The 16,217-nt window shown below is 74.1% G+C and carries 17 protein-coding genes; 11 read left to right on the top strand and 6 right to left on the bottom strand.

What is annotated here, in order from left to right:
• From KDY119_RS16695 to KDY119_RS16715, 5 genes are all read left to right on the top strand, one after another.
• Window positions 1-918 carry a uroporphyrinogen-III synthase gene (locus KDY119_RS16695; RefSeq protein ID WP_194174263.1) on the top strand — a complete coding sequence of 306 codons (918 nt, stop codon included), beginning with the start codon at window positions 1-3 and terminating at the stop codon, window positions 916-918.
• Complete coding sequence (hemB, locus tag KDY119_RS16700; RefSeq protein ID WP_036947601.1) at window positions 915-1,904, top strand: porphobilinogen synthase; 990 nt, start codon at window positions 915-917, stop codon at window positions 1,902-1,904. The genes KDY119_RS16695 and hemB overlap by 4 nt, the downstream gene beginning before the upstream one ends.
• Window positions 1,904-3,241: a glutamate-1-semialdehyde 2,1-aminomutase gene (gene hemL, locus KDY119_RS16705; RefSeq protein WP_036947602.1), complete on the top strand. Its 1,338-nt coding sequence runs from the start codon at window positions 1,904-1,906 to the stop codon at window positions 3,239-3,241. The genes hemB and hemL overlap by 1 nt, the downstream gene beginning before the upstream one ends.
• 146 nt (window positions 3,242-3,387) lie before the next feature.
• Window positions 3,388-4,170, top strand: a complete 783-nt coding sequence (locus KDY119_RS16710; protein WP_265576711.1) for a siderophore-interacting protein — start codon at window positions 3,388-3,390, stop codon at window positions 4,168-4,170.
• Window positions 4,171-4,237: 67 nt separating this feature from the next.
• On the top strand, window positions 4,238-4,903 hold the full coding sequence (locus KDY119_RS16715; RefSeq protein WP_036947604.1) for an SDR family oxidoreductase: 666 nt from the start codon (window positions 4,238-4,240) through the stop codon (window positions 4,901-4,903).
• Window positions 4,904-5,008: 105 nt separating this feature from the next.
• On the opposite strand, the gene KDY119_RS16720 is transcribed toward KDY119_RS16715, so the two are convergent.
• The 4 genes from KDY119_RS16720 to KDY119_RS16735 form a co-directional block, all read right to left on the bottom strand.
• On the bottom strand, window positions 5,009-5,479 hold the full coding sequence (locus tag KDY119_RS16720; RefSeq protein ID WP_036947605.1) for a carboxymuconolactone decarboxylase family protein: 471 nt from the start codon (window positions 5,477-5,479) through the stop codon (window positions 5,009-5,011).
• Window positions 5,480-5,557: 78 nt separating this feature from the next.
• Complete coding sequence (locus KDY119_RS16725; RefSeq protein ID WP_036947606.1) at window positions 5,558-5,974, bottom strand: hypothetical protein; 417 nt, start codon at window positions 5,972-5,974, stop codon at window positions 5,558-5,560.
• A gap of 84 nt (window positions 5,975-6,058) precedes the next feature.
• Window positions 6,059-6,499, bottom strand: coding sequence for a hypothetical protein (locus KDY119_RS16730; protein WP_036947607.1), 441 nt, complete (start codon window positions 6,497-6,499; stop codon window positions 6,059-6,061).
• Between the two features lie 29 nt (window positions 6,500-6,528).
• Window positions 6,529-7,122 carry an HdeD family acid-resistance protein gene (locus tag KDY119_RS16735; protein WP_153022564.1) on the bottom strand — a complete coding sequence of 198 codons (594 nt, stop codon included), beginning with the start codon at window positions 7,120-7,122 and terminating at the stop codon, window positions 6,529-6,531.
• Window positions 7,123-7,354: 232 nt separating this feature from the next.
• On the opposite strand from KDY119_RS16735, the gene KDY119_RS16740 reads away from it, so the two are divergent.
• From KDY119_RS16740 to KDY119_RS16750, 3 genes are all read left to right on the top strand, one after another.
• A complete protein-coding gene (locus tag KDY119_RS16740; RefSeq protein ID WP_036947608.1) occupies window positions 7,355-7,690 on the top strand; it encodes a metal-sensitive transcriptional regulator in 336 nt (111 codons plus the stop codon).
• A gap of 24 nt (window positions 7,691-7,714) precedes the next feature.
• Window positions 7,715-7,936 carry a heavy-metal-associated domain-containing protein gene (locus KDY119_RS16745; RefSeq protein WP_036947609.1) on the top strand — a complete coding sequence of 74 codons (222 nt, stop codon included), beginning with the start codon at window positions 7,715-7,717 and terminating at the stop codon, window positions 7,934-7,936.
• A gap of 107 nt (window positions 7,937-8,043) precedes the next feature.
• A complete protein-coding gene (locus KDY119_RS16750) occupies window positions 8,044-10,506 on the top strand; it encodes a heavy metal translocating P-type ATPase (protein WP_153022774.1) in 2,463 nt (820 codons plus the stop codon).
• A gap of 11 nt (window positions 10,507-10,517) precedes the next feature.
• On the opposite strand, the gene KDY119_RS16755 is transcribed toward KDY119_RS16750, so the two are convergent.
• The gene (locus tag KDY119_RS16755; RefSeq protein WP_051136345.1) at window positions 10,518-11,747 is read right to left on the bottom strand and encodes a hypothetical protein; all 1,230 of its coding nucleotides are present in this window, start codon (window positions 11,745-11,747) and stop codon (window positions 10,518-10,520) included.
• 177 nt (window positions 11,748-11,924) lie between these two features.
• On the opposite strand from KDY119_RS16755, the gene KDY119_RS16760 reads away from it, so the two are divergent.
• From KDY119_RS16760 to KDY119_RS16770, 3 genes are read left to right on the top strand one after another with little or no spacing between them, the layout of a single operon-like run.
• A complete protein-coding gene (locus tag KDY119_RS16760; protein ID WP_036947612.1) occupies window positions 11,925-12,743 on the top strand; it encodes a CPBP family intramembrane glutamic endopeptidase in 819 nt (272 codons plus the stop codon).
• A 45-nt stretch (window positions 12,744-12,788) separates the two neighbouring features.
• Window positions 12,789-14,033: an NAD(P)/FAD-dependent oxidoreductase gene (locus KDY119_RS16765; protein WP_036947613.1), complete on the top strand. Its 1,245-nt coding sequence runs from the start codon at window positions 12,789-12,791 to the stop codon at window positions 14,031-14,033.
• A gap of 29 nt (window positions 14,034-14,062) precedes the next feature.
• Window positions 14,063-15,073 (top strand): LacI family DNA-binding transcriptional regulator, encoded by a 1,011-nt coding sequence (locus tag KDY119_RS16770; protein WP_036947614.1) that lies wholly within the window; start codon window positions 14,063-14,065, stop codon window positions 15,071-15,073.
• Window positions 15,074-15,080: 7 nt separating this feature from the next.
• Here KDY119_RS16770 and KDY119_RS16775 read toward each other — a convergent pair whose 3' ends face one another.
• Window positions 15,081-15,968 (bottom strand): HdeD family acid-resistance protein, encoded by an 888-nt coding sequence (locus KDY119_RS16775; RefSeq protein WP_153022565.1) that lies wholly within the window; start codon window positions 15,966-15,968, stop codon window positions 15,081-15,083.
• Window positions 15,969-16,217: the final 249 nt, after the last annotated feature.

Consider the following 16,217-nt stretch of genomic DNA (forward strand, 5'->3'; position numbering starts at 1 on the left):
GTGACCGAGCGTCCTCTCGACGGGCGGACCGTCCTCGTGCCGCGCTCGCTCGACCGTGCGGTCGGGCTCGCGGCGCGGCTCCACGAGCTCGGCGCCCGCGTGATCGTGAGCCCGGTGATCGAGCGGGCCCCCGCCGACGACCTCGACGCCCTCGACGACGCCGCCCGCGACCTCGCGGCGGGCGCGTACGCGTGGGTGCTCGTGACGAGCGTGAACGCGGTCGACGAGCTCGCCGCCGCGTGGGCCCGGGCCGCCTCGGGGTCGCTCGGCGACGCGCCCGCCCGGTGGGCCGCCGTCGGGCCGTCGACGGCGCGTGCGCTGCGCGACGCGGGCGTCGAGCCGGCGCTCGTCCCCGAGGACCACTCCGCGCTCGGCCTGCTCGCGGCTCTCCGCTCCCTCGCCTCCCCCGCCGCCGGGTCGTCAGGAGGTGGTGAGGCTCCGGCCCCACGAGGTTCTGACACGCCCGACGACGGCGGCCCCCGCGTGCTCCTGCCCCTCGGCGACCTGGCCCGGCCGACGCTCGAGCGGGGGCTGGCCGCGATGGGGGCGCACCCGCAGGTCGTCGTCGCGTACCGCACGGTGACGCACCTGGTCGACGCCGAGGCCCGCGAGGCCTGGGCGGCCGGCACCGTCGACGCCGTCGTCCTGACCTCGGGGAGCGTGACGCGCGAGGTGGCTACCCAGCTCGGGCCGAGGGACGACGTCGTCGGCGTGGCCATCGGCACCCCGACCGCGCGCGCCGCCGAGGAGGTGGGGCTGCGGATCGGCGCGGTCGCCGCCACCGCCGACGACGCCGGGCTCGCCGACGCGACCGTCCGCGCCCTCACCCCCAGCCACGTGTCAGAACCCCGGCCTCGTATACGGGACTCACGTTCTGACAACTCTCGTGAGACCACCGACCGAGGAGCCTCCTCATGACCACTACGCCTCGCCCGTACGTGCGGCCACGCCGCCTGCGCACCACCCCCGCGTTGCGGCGGCTCGTGTCGGAGCACCGCCTGCACGCCGCGGACCTCGTCCTCCCGCTCTTCGTCAAGGAGAGCCTCACGGAACCCGCGCCGCTCGGCTCGATGCCCGGCGTCGTGCAGCACACGCTCGACTCGCTCGCCGCAGCCGTCAAGGAGGCCGCCGACGCCGGTGTCGGCGGGGTCATGCTCTTCGGCATCCCTGCCGTGCGCGACGCGGTCGGCTCGCAGGCCGACGACCCCGACGGCATCCTGCAGCGCGGGCTGCGTGTCGCGGTCGAGGCGGCCGCCGGAAGGCTGGTGGTCATGTCGGACCTCTGCCTCGACGAGTTCACCGACCACGGCCACTGCGGCGTGCTCGACGGCGCAGGCCGGGTCGACAACGACGCGACGCTCGTGCGCTACCAGGCGATGGCCGTCGCGCAGGCCGAGGCGGGCGCCGACGTGCTCGGGCTCAGCGGCATGATGGACGGCCAGGTCGCCGCGTGCCGCGAGGCCCTCGACGACGCCGGGTACACGGACACGGCGATCCTCGCCTACACCGCCAAGTACGCGAGCGCCTTCTACGGGCCGTTCCGCGAGGCCGTGGACTCGGAGCTCCAGGGCGACCGTCGGACGTACCAGCTCGACCCGGCCAACGGCCGCGAGGGCGTGCGCGAGACCGACATCGACCTGCTCGAGGGCGCCGACGTCGTCATGGTCAAGCCCGCGGGCAACCTCGACGTGCTCGCCGAGGTCGCGCAGCGTTCCGAGGTGCCCGTCGCCGCGTACCAGGTGTCGGGCGAGTACGCGATGATCGAGGCCGCGGCGGCGAACGGCTGGATCTCGCGTCGCCCCGCGATCGAGGAGTCCCTCACCATGATCAAGCGCGCCGGCGCCGACATCGTGCTCACGTACTGGGCCGTCGAGGTCGCCGGCTGGCTCAAGGAGAACCGCTGATGGCCGAGACGACCAACCACGACGCGTTCGTCCGCGCGCAGGCCGCGATCCCCGGCGGCGTGAACTCGCCGGTCCGCGCGTACGGGAGCGTCGGCGGGGACCCGCGGTTCCTGAGCAGCGCGCGCGGCGCGTACGTGACGGACGTCGCAGGGCGCGAGTACGTCGACCTCGTGTGCTCGTGGGGCCCCGCGCTCCTCGGGCACGCGCAGCCCGACGTCGTCACCGCGGTCCAGGAGGCCGCGGCGCGCGGGCTGTCGTTCGGGGCGCCGACGGTGGGCGAGGTCGAGCTGGCCGAGGAGATCCGCCGCCGCGTGCCGCTCGCCGAGCGGGTCCGACTCGTCTCGACGGGCACCGAGGCCACCATGACGGCCATCCGTCTCGCCCGCGGCGTCACCGGGCGCGACCTGGTCGTGAAGTTCGCCGGCTGCTACCACGGGCACGGCGACGCGCTCCTCGCCGACGCCGGCTCGGGCGTCGCGACGCTCGCCCTGCCCGGCTCGGCCGGCGTCACCGAGGCGACCGCGGCCGAGACGATCGTCGTCCCCTACGGCGACCTGGCCGCCGTCGAGCAGGCGTTCACCCGGCACGGCTCCCGGATCGCTGCGGTCATCACGGAGGCAGCGCCCGCCAACATGGGCGTCGTCCGGCCGCCCGAGGGCTTCAACCAGGGCCTGCGACGCGTCACCGCCGAGCACGGTGCGCTGCTGATCCTCGACGAGGTGCTCACCGGTTTCCGCGTCGGGCCGTCGGGGTGGTGGGGCCTCGAGAGCGGTCTCGACCCGGCCGGCGACAGCTACTACGCGCCCGACCTGTTCACGTTCGGGAAGGTCGTGGGCGGTGGTATGCCGGTCGCGGCGCTCGCCGGGTCCGCCGCGGTCATGGACCGGCTCGCCCCGCTCGGGCCCGTGTACCAGGCGGGCACGCTGTCCGGGAACCCGGTGGCCGTCGCCGCGGGCCTCGCGACCCTGCGCCTGGCCGACGACGCCGTCTACGCGCACGTCGACGCGGCCGCGACGCGCCTGTCGTCCGCCGTGCACCGCGCGCTCGACGACGCGGGCGTACCCCACGTCGTCCAGCACGCCGGGAGCCTGTTCTCCGTGTTCTTCGGAGAGCTCGCCGAGCGGTTCGGCGTGACCACGTACGCGCAGGCCAAGACGCAGGAAGCCTTCCGGTACACCGCGTTCTTCCACGCGATGCTCGACGCGGGGGTCAACCTGCCGCCGTCGTGCTTCGAGGCCTGGTTCCTGTCCGCCGCGCACGACGACGCCGCGCTCGACCGCATCGAGGCCGCCCTGCCCGCGGCCGCCCGTGCGGCGGCGGAGGCCACCCCCGCCTGACCGCGAAGCAGGCCTCCGCGCGGGGTACCGCGCGAGGTATCGGAGCGCAGCGGCGCACGAGGTTAGGATGACCTAACCCCCGTGAGAAGAGGTTCTTCGTGACCGACCGTCCCAGGCGCCCGGCAAGACCGCAGACCGTGCTCGAAGTGCTCAGCACCCGCAGGCTTTCCCCGCACCTCGTGCGGCTCGTCCTCGGGGGCGAGGGCTTTGCGACCTTCCGGACCAACGAGTTCACGGACCGCTACGTCAAGATCCTCTTCACGCCCCCGGGCAGCGCGCTCGAGCCGCCCTACGACCTCGCCGCGCTCCGCGAGACCCTGCCGGCCGACCAGCTTCCCTTCACGCGGACCTACACCGTCCGAGAGGTGAACGAGGCCGAGGGCTGGCTCGCGATCGACTTCGTCGTGCACGGCGACGAGGGGGTCGCCGGGCCGTGGGCCGCAGCCGCGGTCCCGGGCGACCGTGTCGTGCTCAGCGGTCCCGGCGGCGGCTACGCGCCCGACCCGACCGCCGACTGGCACCTGCTCGTCGGCGACGAGTCGGCCCTGCCCGCCATCGCCGCTGCGCTCGATGCCCTCCCGGACGACGCCGAGGGCGACGCGTTCGTCGAGGTCGGAGGCCCCGAGGACGAGGTCCCGCTCACGGCACCCGCGGGCGTCGAGCTCCGCTGGGTCCACCGTGGCGACGTGGCGAACGGCACGACGACGCTCCTCGCCGACGCCGTCGCGGCGGCTCCGTGGCGCGACGGCCGGGTGCACGCTTTCGTGCACGGCGAGCGCGAGTCGGTCAAGGCGCTGCGCGACGTCGTCCTCCACCAGCGGGGTGTGACCCGGGAGCACCTCTCGATCTCCGGGTACTGGGCGCGCGGCCGCGCCGAGGACACGTTCCAGGCCGAGAAGCGCGAGCCCATCGGTCAGATCCTGCCGTAGCGCCGGCCGCGCCGACCCGTTCCGCCGCCGACCTGCGCGGCGGCCCCGGACGCGGGAGGGTAGAGGCATGTCCCGCATCGCCGTGATCGGCGGCCACGGCAAGGTGGCCCTCCTGCTCGCCCCGATCCTCGTCGCGCGCGGCGACGAGGTCACGTCCCTCGTCCGACGCGCGGACCAGGTCGCCGACGTCAACGCGACCGGCGCACGGGCCGTCGTCGCGGACGTCGAGCAGCTCTCCGCGTCCGACCTCTCGGACGTGCTGCGCGGCCACGACGCCGTCGTGTGGTCCGCGGGGGCGGGCGGTGGCGACCCCGAACGCACCTACGCCGTCGACCGGGACGCCGCGATCCGGTCCATGGAGGCGACGCGCGGGGCGGGCATCACGCGGTACGTCATGGTGTCGTACCTCGGGGCGGGCGCCGACCACGGCGTCCCGTCGGACAGCTCGTTCTACCCCTACGCGCAGGCCAAGGCCGCGGCCGACGACTACCTGCGCGGGACCGACCTCGAGTGGACGATCGTCGCGCCCGGCAGCCTCACGCTCGAGCCCGGTACGGGAGCCATCGACGCCGGCTCGCCCGACGACGGCGACGCGCCCGACGGCGGCAGCGTCCCCCGCGAGGACGTCGCCCAGGTCGTGGCGGAGGTCCTGCACCGGCCGGACACGATCGGTCGGTTCATCGCGTTCGTGAGCGGCGACGACGCGATCGCGGACGCGATCAAGCCCGTCTGATGGGCGGGGCGAGAGCCCCACACCCGACAAGCTGTCGACCGGATCGCCTGCAAGCTGTCGACTGCGCAGGCCAGGCGCGTTGCGGGCGCTCGCGCGTCCCGCGACTCAGCTCAGCCGGCCGACCTCGTAGCTGCCGCCGCGGACCCCGAACATCACGTTCAGCCGGTTGAAGGCGTTGATGACCGCGACGACGCAGACCAGGGCCGTGAGCTGCTCCTCGTCGTAGTGCTCCGCCGCGGCCGCCCAGGCCTCGTCGGAGACGTGCCCGACGTCGGCGAGCCGCGAGCCCTGCTCCGTGAGCTCGAGGGCGGCACGCTCCGCCTCTGTGAAGACCGACGTCTCGCGCCAGGCGGCGACGAGACCGAGGCGCAGCGGGTCCTCCCCCGCCGCCAGGGCCTCCTTGACGTGCATGTCGAGGCAGGCGCCGCAGCCGTTGATCTGGCTGGCCCGGATCTTCACGAGGTCTCGGGTCGAGCGGGGCAGCGTCGAGCCGACGAGCGCGTGGTCCGCGGAGACGAGGTGCTTGACCGCCTTCGGGCCGATGACGGTCGCGGTGGGGTTGAGCCGGGCGTCCATGGGTTGCTCCTTGGTCGAGGTGGTTGCCTTTCACCTCGACGACGGGCGCGAGCGCCCGGACGTAACCGGCCGCCGCCGTCAGGTCGCGGGCGTGGGCTCCAGGGCCGCCGTCCGCAGCTCGTCGGCGAGCGCCCGGGCGCGCTTCCCCGCCGCGCCCCACCCGACGACGGCCTCGGCGTGCACGACCTTGCGCCGGTGCGTGACCTCGACGATCCACGGCTTCTTGAACGCGACGCGCGCGAGGACGAAGAGCGGCAGCAGGAGCAGGAGGAGCAGGAGCTCCCCGGCCACCAGGAGCGCGAGCACGATGATCGGGAGCGCCACGATGATGCCGATGACCAGCAGGATCGCCCCGAGCACGCCGAGGTGGTCGACGTCGGGGACGTCGAGCGCGTCGAGGAGGTCCCAGTCGGGCTTCTCGCGGATCTTGCGCCGCCACGGCAGCACCCGTCGGTGCACGCGGTAGGTCTCGCCGGCGGGGCTCACGATCTTCACGGGCGCAGACTAGCGAGTCCGGCGCGTCGGTCAGCCGGTGCGACGCGACGGGGCCCCGTCCGCGCAGGCTAGCGGGCGACGGGCCTACCTCCCGCGCAGCCGCCCGAGCCCTCGCCCGACGGCGCCCGCGACCGGGCCGAGCGTCAGCCCGATCCCCACGGCGCCGAGCGCGGCGACGGCGTACGACGGCGCGTCGGTCGGTGGCGCCGTCGTGGCCGGGAGGACGGTCGCGCCGACCAGGCACAGGAGCCCGACGACGAGCGAGACCTGCCACGGCAGCCGCGTCTGGAAGGCGTCGGCCCAGGCCAGCATCGCGAGGAACCACAGCCCGAAGACGAGCGCCGTGTACCAGGCCGTCCACGCGTGCGTCGCCGTGAGGACGGCACCGAGGCCCACGAGGCCGGCGCCGGACGTACCCAGCGCCAGCCAGCCGAGAGGCGCGGAGCCACCTGCAGGCGACCACGCGGGGCGCCGCCCGGAACGGTGCCGGGGTGGGCGGGCGTCGTGTCCGACGGTCTGCGCCATGGGCCATCCCCCTGCGTGCGGCACCCGGCTCAGACCGTGAGGTCCGCCTTCCCGAGCCTGCGGACCTGGAAGCCGATCACGATGAGCATGATGCCGATCACCCACGCCCAGATGCCCAGGACCCAGACGAGCGCCACCAGGCTGGTCTTGGGCCAGACGAGCAGCATGACACCGAGGATCACGGTGAGCACGGCCGAGGTGACGCCCCAGCCCCACCCGCTGCCGGGGACCTTGCGCAGCCCGACGCTGGCCATGACACCGACGAGGCCGACGAGGATCGCCCAGATACCGACGATGACCGCGAACACCGTGACGGTCGGGCCGGGCCACACGAGCGCGACGATGCCGAACGCGACCGACAGCACCCCGAAGGTGATGCCGAGCGCGGCCCCGCCCGAGGCGCGGTAGCGGATCGCGTCGAAGATCTCGATGAGCCCGTCGACGATCGCGAAGATCGCGATGACCCAGAGGATCGCGAGCGCCGTGACGCCGGGCCATGCCACGGCGATGATGCCGAAGGCGATGTAGAGGACTCCGCGCAGCACGGGAAGCCACCAGTACTGGCGGGCTGCGCCTTGGAGGGCACCCGCGAGCGGGCCGGGTGCGGTGGGGACGTCGGTCATAGCTGCTCCCTGGCTTCGGCCGGCGTGACCGACGGTGCGTCGGTGCTGGTCCGGCACGGTGGACGGTGGTGCGGCTCTTCGGGTCCATCGTCTCCCTCGGACCCACGGCCCGCGCGGCGAGCGTGGGTGCGCACGCACGTCTCACCCCTTGACGAAATACCCGGGCGGGGTATCGTTGTTGTCCGAGCGATACCCCCAACGGGTATTCGACGGCGCTCGCGAAGGAGCCCCCATGAGCACCACGCCCCACCTGCACGACCACGGCACCGACGCCGCGACGCCCCCGAGCCGCGGCTACGCGCAGGACAAGGAGGCCTACCTCAAGCGCCTGCGCCGCATCGAGGGCCAGGTCCGCGGCATCGCCCGGATGGTCGACGAGGACGCCTACTGCATCGACGTCCTCACCCAGGTCTCGGCCGTCACCAAGGCGCTCCAGGCCGTCAGCCTCGGGCTGGTCGAGGACCACCTCGGGCACTGCGTCGTCGACGCGGCCCGCGAGTCCGACGACGCCGGCCAGGCCAAGGTCCGCGAGGCCGCCGACGCGATCGCGCGCCTCGTCCGCAGCTGAGACCCCTACCCCCAGGAGATCACCATGAGCACCCAGATCATCGACGTCACCGGCATGACCTGCGGCCACTGCGCCCACGCCGTCACCACCGAGCTCACCGCGCTCGACGGCGTCACGAACGTCGACGTCGCCCTCGTCCCCGGCGGCACCACCCCGGTCACGATCACCACCGACGCCCAGGTGAGCGAGGACGCGCTCCGCGCCGCCGTCGACGAGGCGGGCTACGCCGTCGTCGGCATCCACTGAACCGCACCCTTTCAAGGAGACGACCACCCGTGACGACTCCGACCCGCTCCGTTCCCCCGACCCACCCTGCTCCGACATCCCTGGAGATCGACCTCGCCGTCGAGGGCATGACCTGCGCCTCGTGCGTGGCGCGCGTCGAGAAGAAGCTGTCGGCCCTGCCCGGCGTGACCGCCACCGTCAACCTGCCGCTCGAGTCGGCTCACGTCGTCCTCGAGCCCGGGTCCGCGACGTCCGACGACGAGCTGCTCGCCGCCGTCCGCAAGGCCGGGTACGACGCGCGGGTCACCGGGAGGCACGGCGCCGCGCCCGACTCCGCCGGGCACGACGGCATGAGCCACGAGGGCATGTCGCACGAGGGCATGTCGCACGAGGGCATGGCCCACGACATGCCCGGCATGACGGACGAGGAGATGGCGCTCTCGGGCCACTCCATGGCACCCGGCCACGTCATGGTCGAGGGCGAGGACACCTCCGCCCCGACGCCGGACCGCGGGCACGACCTGCTCCGCCGGCTCCGGGTCTCGGCGGTCCTCGCTGTGCCCGTCGTGGCGCTGTCGATGATCCCCGCGCTGCAGTTCGACGGCTGGCAGTGGGTCGTCGCGGTGCTCGCGCTGCCCGTCGTGACGTGGGGCGCCTGGCCGTTCCACCGCGCCGCGTGGCGCGCGGGCCGGCACGGCTCGTCGACCATGGACACCCTGGTCGCGCTCGGCGTCATCGCAGCGACCGTCTGGTCGCTGTGGGCGCTGCTCTTCGGCGGCGCGGGCGAGATCGGCATGCAGATGCGGCCGAGCCTCGTGCCCTCGGCGGAGCACGCCGGCGCGACACCCGAGCTGTACTTCGAGGTGGCCGTCGTCGTGACGACGTTCCTCCTCGCCGGACGCTACGCCGAGTACCGGTCCCGCCGCCGCTCCGGCGACGCGCTCCGGTCGCTGCTCGAGCTCGGCGCCAAGGACGTGGCGCGCGTCGTCACCGGGCCGGACGGCGAGCGTTCGGAGGAGCGCGTACCGGTCGCCGCGCTCGCCGAGGGCGACCTGTTCCGGGTCCGCCCGGGCGAGAAGATCGCGACCGACGGCGAGATCGTCGAGGGTCGCAGCGCCGTCGACACGTCCCTGCTGACCGGGGAGCCCGTGCCCGTCGACGTCGGCCCCGGGGACGCCGTGACCGGCGCGACCGTCAACACGTCGGGCACGCTGCTGGTCCGCGCGACGCGCGTCGGCGACGAGACGACGCTCGCCCAGATCGGGCGGCTCGTCGCCCGTGCCCAGACGGGCAAGGCTCCGGTCCAGCGGCTCGCGGACCGCATCTCGGCGGTCTTCGTGCCCGTCGTGATGGTGATCGCGCTCGGGACGCTCGCCGCGTGGCTGATCGGCGGGTCGAGCGTGCAGATGGCGTTCACCGCGGCCGTCGCCGTGCTGATCATCGCGTGCCCCTGCGCGCTCGGTCTCGCCACCCCGACGGCGTTGCTCGTCGGCACGGGCCGGGGCGCCCAGCTCGGCGCGCTCATCAAGGGCCCGGAGATCCTCGAGTCCACGCGCCGCGTCGACACGGTCGTGCTCGACAAGACCGGCACCGTCACCGAGGGCCGGATGAGCGTCGAGGGCGTCGAGGGCGTCGACGTCCCCGCCGACGCGCTGCGGTACGCCGGCGCCGTCGAGGCGCTCAGCGAGCACCCGATCGCGCAGGCCGTCGCGGCGGCAGCACGCGCCGCCGGCAGCGACGACGGCGCACCGACCGGGGCGGACGGCGTCACGGTCGGCGGCCTCGAGGTCCGCGACTTCCGCAACCACGCGGGCGGCGGCGTCGAGGGCGTGGTCCGGGACGCGCACGTCGGCCTCGACGGCCGGGGCGCCGCGAACGGCGCTCTCGGGCTCAACGCCCGGCGCGTGCTCGTGGGGCGCCCCACCTGGCTCGCCGAGCAGGGCGTCACCGTGCCCGACGACGTCACCCACGCCGTGACGGCTGCGCAGGAGTCGGGCGCGACGGCCGTCGTCGTCGCGTGGGACGGCACCGCGCGCGGCGTGATCCGGCTCCGCGACACGGTCAAGCCGACGTCCGCGGACGCCGTCGGGCAGCTCCGCGAGCTCGGTCTGCGGCCCGTCCTCCTGACGGGCGACAACGCACCGTCGGCCCGTGCGGCCGCTGCAGCGGTCGGGATCGCCGAGGACGACGTGATCGCCGACGTCCGGCCCGAGGACAAGGTCGCGGTCGTCGAGCGGCTCCAGGGCGAGGGCGCGGTCGTCGCGATGGTCGGCGACGGCGTGAACGACGCCGCGGCGCTCGCGCAGGCCGACCTCGGCCTCGCGATGGGCACCGGCACCGACGTCGCGATCGAGGCGAGCGACATCACGCTCGTGCGCGGCGACCTGCGGGTCGCGGCGACGGCGATCCGGCTGTCGCGGCGCACGCTCCGCGTGATCAAGCAGAACCTGTTCTGGGCGTTCGCGTACAACGTGGCGGCGATCCCGCTGGCCGCAGCCGGCCTGCTCAACCCGATGATCGCCGGGGCGGCGATGGCGGCGAGCTCGGTGCTCGTCGTCGGGAACTCTCTGCGACTGCGCCGGGCGGGCTGACCGCCCGCCGGTCAGGAGGTGGCGTCCTCGTCCTGGTCCGCGCCCGACGTCGCGGCGGCACCCGTCGCGGCGTCGTCCGAGGAGGTCGTGGGCTGGGTCGTGGCGGGGCTCGTCGGCTCGGTCGAGCCGGAACCGCCCGACGAGCCCGACGAGCCGTCGTCGGACTGGCCGTCGCCCGACGAGCCGTCCTGGGTGGAGCCGTCCTGCGACGAGCCGTCCGAGCCCGACCCGGTCGACCCGGAGTCGTCCGTCGACCCGGAGGAGCCGGAGCCCGACTGGCCGGTCGAGCCCGACGAGTCGTCGTCCGACGACCCGGAGTCCTTGGAGCCGCTGTCGTCGGACGACCCGGAGCCCGTGCCGCTCGACGAGTCCTTGTCCGAGCCGGACGAGTCCGTGTCGCTCGGGTCCTCGGTCGTGGTCGAGGTCGGGACCGGCACGCTCCCGCCGCCGTCGCCGCCGTGCCGCGTGATGTCGGAGATGCTCAGCCCCGAGCCCTCGGTGCCGTGCAGCAAATTCGTCAGCGGCTTGCCCGCGACGAGCTCGACGGCCGTCACGGCGGCCACGAGCACCGCGAACAGCGCGATCGCCGCGACCACGAGCCGGCGCCGCTGACGCTTCTTCGCCCCCTGGCCCTCCGCGTCCTCGGGCGCACCCGGACCAGCGGGAGGCGTCACGCCCGCGCCGGAGGACGAGGGGCGCGCGCCGCCGTCGCCCACGCGCGAGGACACGCGGGTCACGCTCGTGGTGCGCGCGGCCTCGGCCGCCGTCGCCCCGGCGCCCAGACGGGCGCCCGTGCGCAGCGCCGTCGCGACCTTCTCGTGCGCGCGCAGCATCGACCGCTGGTAGACGAAGTTCCCGAGCACGGTCAGGACCGAGGCGATGCCCGCGCCGACGATGGTCCCGGCCACGCCCAGGTACGACAGGAGGACCGTCGACGACACGGCGGCGAGCGCCGACGCCGTGATCTGGACGACCGACGGCCGGGGTGCCCGCTCCTCGATGCGCTCCGCGACGTCGTCGGCGGCGTGCGCGTCGGGGACGTGCCTGCTGCGGACCGGGACCGCGGTGGTGGGCAACGCGGTGCGCCCGGCGGACGCCTGCGCCGTCGGGCGGGCGGACCGGGACTGCGGGTGCGCGCCGACGGCCCGCCGGGGCGGGATCGAGGGCGGCTGGGACCGGGTGGGGGTGACGTCGTCGTCGTGGTCGGGGACAGGGGGGATGGGCTGGGTACGAGGCGTCACGGGGTGTTTCGGGTCGGTGCGTGGTCAGGTTTCGGGGTCCTCGAAGGACGTCGCTTCCACGGTACGCACGCCCTCGGGTGGTTGCCCGGTGACGTCGCACGCGCGGGGTGACGATCGTGTGGACGACCCGTGCACCGCGCACCGCGGAAGGGCAGGTCGCAGTGCTATAACCGCAGCATGACGACGACGCCCGCTCCCCCGCCTGTGGCGTCTCCCACATCGACGCCGCCGTGGCTGCGCCGGCCGCGGATCGTGGCGGAGATCTGGATCCTCCTCGGCCTGAGCCTGGGCCAGTCGGCGGTGTACGCGATCGTGGCGCTCGTCGCGGCCCTCTCGCAGGGGCCGCTCAAGGGCCAGACGACCGCCCTCAACACGAGCCAGTCCCCCCGCCCGTACCTGGACCTCACGTACCAGGTGCTGAGCATCGTGTTCACGCTGGTTCCGGTGGCTCTCGCGCTGTACCTGCTGTCGAACCGGGGCCGCTCCGCGACGCGGGCGATCGGCTTCGACCTGCACCGGCCGGGCAAGGACCTCGCGTGGGGCGTGGGGCTCGCTGCCGTGATCGGGATCCCCGGCCTGGGGTTCTACGTGCTGGGCCGCGCGATCGGGATCACGGTGCAGGTCCAGGCCTCCGCGCTCGACGCGTACTGGTGGACCGTCCCGATCCTCGTGGCGCGCGCGATCATGAACGCGCTGCTGGAGGAGATCATCGTCGTCGGGTACCTGCACGAGCGCCTGACGGACCTGGGCTGGGGACGCGTGAAGTTCGTGGTGTCGAGCTCGGTGCTGCGGGGCTCCTACCACCTGTACCAGGGCTGGGGGCCGTTCTTCGGCAACATGGCGATGGGCGTCCTGTTCTCGTGCTTCTACCTGTCCCGGTGGGGGAGGCGACGGACCATGCCGCTCGTGGTCGCGCACACGATCCTCGACGTCGTGTCGTTCGTCGGGTACGCCCTCCTTCCCCAGAGCGTGAAGGACTCGCTCGGTCTCAGCTGACGGGTCGGCTACGCACCGAGGCCCTGGTGGTCGTACCGTCGAGTCATGGCAGCAGCGCACACCGAACCGGACGTCATCGTGGTGGGAGGCGGCTTCGCGGGGGTCGCGGCCGCCCTGAAGCTCGGGCGGGCGGGGGTGCGCACGCTCCTGCTCGACACGAACGGGTACACCCAGTTCCAGCCGCTGCTCTACCAGCTCGCGACGGCGCAGGTCGGGGAGTCGGCGATCGCGCGCCCGCTGCGCTCGATCTTCCGCCGGCTCCCGGCCGTCCGGGTGCTCCGCACCGAGGTCACGAAGATCGACGCCGCCCAGCGCTCGGTGACGACCGCCGACGGCGAGACGTTCCAGGCGCCCTCGCTCGTGATCGCGTGCGGCGCGGTCCCCAACTTCTTCAACACCCCCGGCGCCGAGGAGCTGGCCTACCCGCTGTACTCGGCGCACGACGCGCGGAAGCTCGGGAACGCGCTCGTCGACCTGTTCGACCGCGCCGACTCCGAGGGCAAGCCCGTGCGGGTCGCCGTCGTGGGCGCCGGGCCGACCGGTGTCGAGACCGCGGGGGCGATCGCGGAGAACATCCGCTACGTCATCCCCGAGCTCTACTCGAAGGAGCTCGCGGACCGCAGCTCGGTGGCGCTCGTCGACATGCTCCCCCACCCGCTCATGCCCTTCTCGGAGCGGTCGCAGCAGTACACGGCCGAGCAGCTCGAGCGGCGCGGCATCAAGCTCGCGCTCGGCTCCCCCGTCACGGCGGTGTCGCCCGAGGGTCTGACGCTCGGCGACGACAAGCTCCCCGCGGACCTCGTCGTGTGGGCGGGCGGCCTCAAGGCCGGTGCCCTGCTGGCCGAGTCGGGGCTGCCGCAGGGGCGAGGGGGCCGCATCGACGTCCGGCCCGACCTCACCGTCGAGGGCTTCGAAGGCGTGTACGTCCTCGGCGACGCCGCGAACATCACCGACGCCCGCGGCGACCACCTGCCGCAGCTCGGCTCGGTCGCCAAGCAGTCCGGGAAGTGGGCGGCGAAGAACATCCTCGCGACGCGCGCGGGCGGCGCGCCGGAGCCCTTCGGGTACGTCGACCGGGGGTACATGGCGATGATCGGTCGCGGGGCGGCCGTCGCGGAGCTCGGGCGCAAGCGCGTGTTCCTCGGTGGGTTCCCGGCGTTCCTCGCGTGGCTCGGCGTGCACCTCGTGCTGCTGTCCGGGTGGAACCAGCGGGTGCGCGCGGTCGCATCGTGGGTGCCGGACTACCTCACGCAGTCGCGGCCGCACGTCTTCATCGGCCAGAAGGACTGACGCCGCCGCCCCGCGGCTACGCTCGGCTCATGCCCACGATCGCCGACGTCGCGCGGCTCGCGGGCGTGTCCGTCTCCACGGTCAGCTACGCGCTGTCCGGCAAGCGCCCCATCTCCGAGGCGACCCGGGACCGGGTCGCCGACGCGATCCGGCAGCTCGGCTTCAGCCCGCACGCGGGCGCCCAGGCGCTCGCGAGCAACCGGACGGGCGTCGTCGGGCTCGTCGTCCCCCTCCGGGCCCTCGAGACGAACTCCGCGACCGTCATGGAGGTCGTGACCGGCGTCATCACCGCCGCGCGCACCCACGGCGACGACGTCCTCGTGATCACCGAGGACGACGTCGACGCCGTCCAGCGTCTCGCCGCCGGCTCACGCGTCGACGCGCTCGTGCTCATGGACGTCGAGCGCCACGACCCGCGCCTGCCGCTCCTGGAGGCGGTCCGTCAGCCCGCGGTCCTCATCGGCGTGCCCAGCGACACCCACGGGCTCGCGTGCGTGGACCTCGACTTCGCTGCGGCCGGTCGTCTCGCGGTCGAGCACCTCGCGGGCCACGGGCACACCGGGGTCGCCCTGCTCGGGGCGCCCGCGGCCGCGATCCGCCGCAACGCGAACTACGCCGTGCGGATCATCGGCGGCTTCCGGGCCGAAGCGGTGCGGTCGGGTGCCCGGCACACGGTCGTCCCGTGCGAGACGTCGTACCCGGCCGCCGCCGCGGCTGTCGCGCAGGCGTTCGACGAGGTCGAGGGCCTCACCGCGCTCGTCGTGCACAACGAGGCCGCGCTGCCGGGCGTGCTCGATGCGCTGGCCCGCCGGGGGCTGTCCGTCCCCGACGACGTGTCCGTGCTCGCTGTCAGCCCGCGCGGCCTGGCCGAGCACCTCGCGGTCCCGCTGTCCGTGATCGACGTGCCGAGCGTCGAGATCGGACACATCGCGGTGCAGATGGCCGTCGAGCGCCAGGACGAGCCGCTGCCCGCCGAGACCCGCCTGCTCGCCCCGGTGCTCATCGAGAACGGGAGCTGCGCCGCGCCATCGGCGGGCTGAGCCGCTCTCAGCTCCCGCTGCCCTCGCCGGGCTCGTGGCGCGGACGCTCGGTGGGCTCCGTCGTCGGAGGGGCCGTCGCCGCGCGCGGCGTCGTGCCCCTTTGCTCCTTCTCCGGGCCCGACGGCGCGGCCTTCTTCTCGTCCCTCGCCGCCGGCCCGTCCGGCCGCGACGGGCGGGAGGCCGGTCGCGGAGCACCCTCCCCCACGCCGCCGAGCACGAGGCGCGCCGGTGCGGCCGCGCCACCCCGCTCGGCGAGCTGTGCGCGCAACGACCGCAGCTCGAGCGCGAGCGTCCGGGTCGCGAACCCCGTCACCACGAAGATCGCGCCCATCACCCAGGCGAAGAACGCGAAGACGAGGGCCGTCGTCTGCTGGACGTCGCCGTCGGGCAGACGGAACACCAGGAGGATCCCGAACAGGAACGACACGACGCCCGCCGTGAGCTCCCACGACCACTCGATGTCACGCGACCGCGCCAGCACGCCCGCGGTGACGATGAGCGTCACGCCGAGCGCGATCACCCACGCGGCGAGCACGTAGTAGAGGGCCTTGGCGGTCAGGTCGGGCCACACGAGCACCACCACGCCGAGGACGACGGCGACCGCGGTCTGCGTGAGCCACACCTGCCAGCTCGACTGGTTCCGGTGCCACAGTGCGGCGAGCGCGGCGACGAGGCCGTCGGCGATCATGAACGCGCCGAGCACCCAGCGCATGCGGTCGAGGTCGCTGCGCACGGGGTCGATGAGCAGCAGCAGCCCCAGCACGAGCAGCAGCACGCCGCGGACGATCGCCACGAGCCACACCCGCCGAAATTCGGGCGGTGCCTGGTTCTTCGTGCTCTTCGCCGCGCCGCGCTGCTCGTCGCGATCCGACCCCGAGGACGTCGTCGCTGTCATGCTCGCCACGCTACCGACGGGCCCCGTCGCTCGCCCGACGACACCCGTCCGGCAGCCTCCTACTCCCGAGCGATCCGTATGTGCTGATGCGCGAGCAGTCTCGCTGCGCCCTCGCAAGCCCCCGTGACGGCATCGCGCGGCGCACCACGCCTGACGACGCCGCCGGCAGATGCGGACCCACCAGAGTCGGCATCCTTCGGCGCCGTAACGAGCCCGGCCACGTAGGTCGAGTTCCAGCAGGGCATCACC

Origin of the sequence: Luteimicrobium xylanilyticum (genome assembly GCF_009429125.1) — a bacterium.
GTDB lineage: Bacteria > Actinomycetota > Actinomycetes > Actinomycetales > Cellulomonadaceae > Luteimicrobium > Luteimicrobium xylanilyticum.